This window comes from Aminobacter sp. MET-1 (genome assembly GCF_026521175.1).
GTDB lineage: Bacteria > Pseudomonadota > Alphaproteobacteria > Rhizobiales > Rhizobiaceae > Aminobacter.
Map to the genome: position 1 here is coordinate 1 of NZ_JAMSHL010000112.1, position 270 is coordinate 270.

The window sequence follows — 270 nt, forward strand, 5'->3', positions numbered from 1 at the left end:
AGCCTCTTGTCCTTAATTGCCCCAGCTATTTTCTTTAAACATGCGTAAAGGATAGGGGCTATCGTGCGTTCGTGGTCATTCAGATATCCATTGCGAGACGATAACGCCAAACCGTCCGCAGCCCGAACCGTCGGAGCGCCGATGATATCAATTGTCATATTGAGATATTTGACCATCGAGCGAATGACGGCCAACTGCTGATAGTCCTTTTCCCCAAAAAACGCCACGTCTGGCTGCACAATGTTTAACAGTTTGAGGACGATAGTGGCC

Annotated in this window: 1 protein-coding gene; it reads right to left on the reverse strand. The window is 48.5% G+C overall.

What is annotated here, in order from left to right:
• Positions 1 to 270: pantoate--beta-alanine ligase (locus NDO48_RS29240; RefSeq protein ID WP_267322921.1), on the reverse strand; the 270-nt coding region annotated here is incomplete at both ends.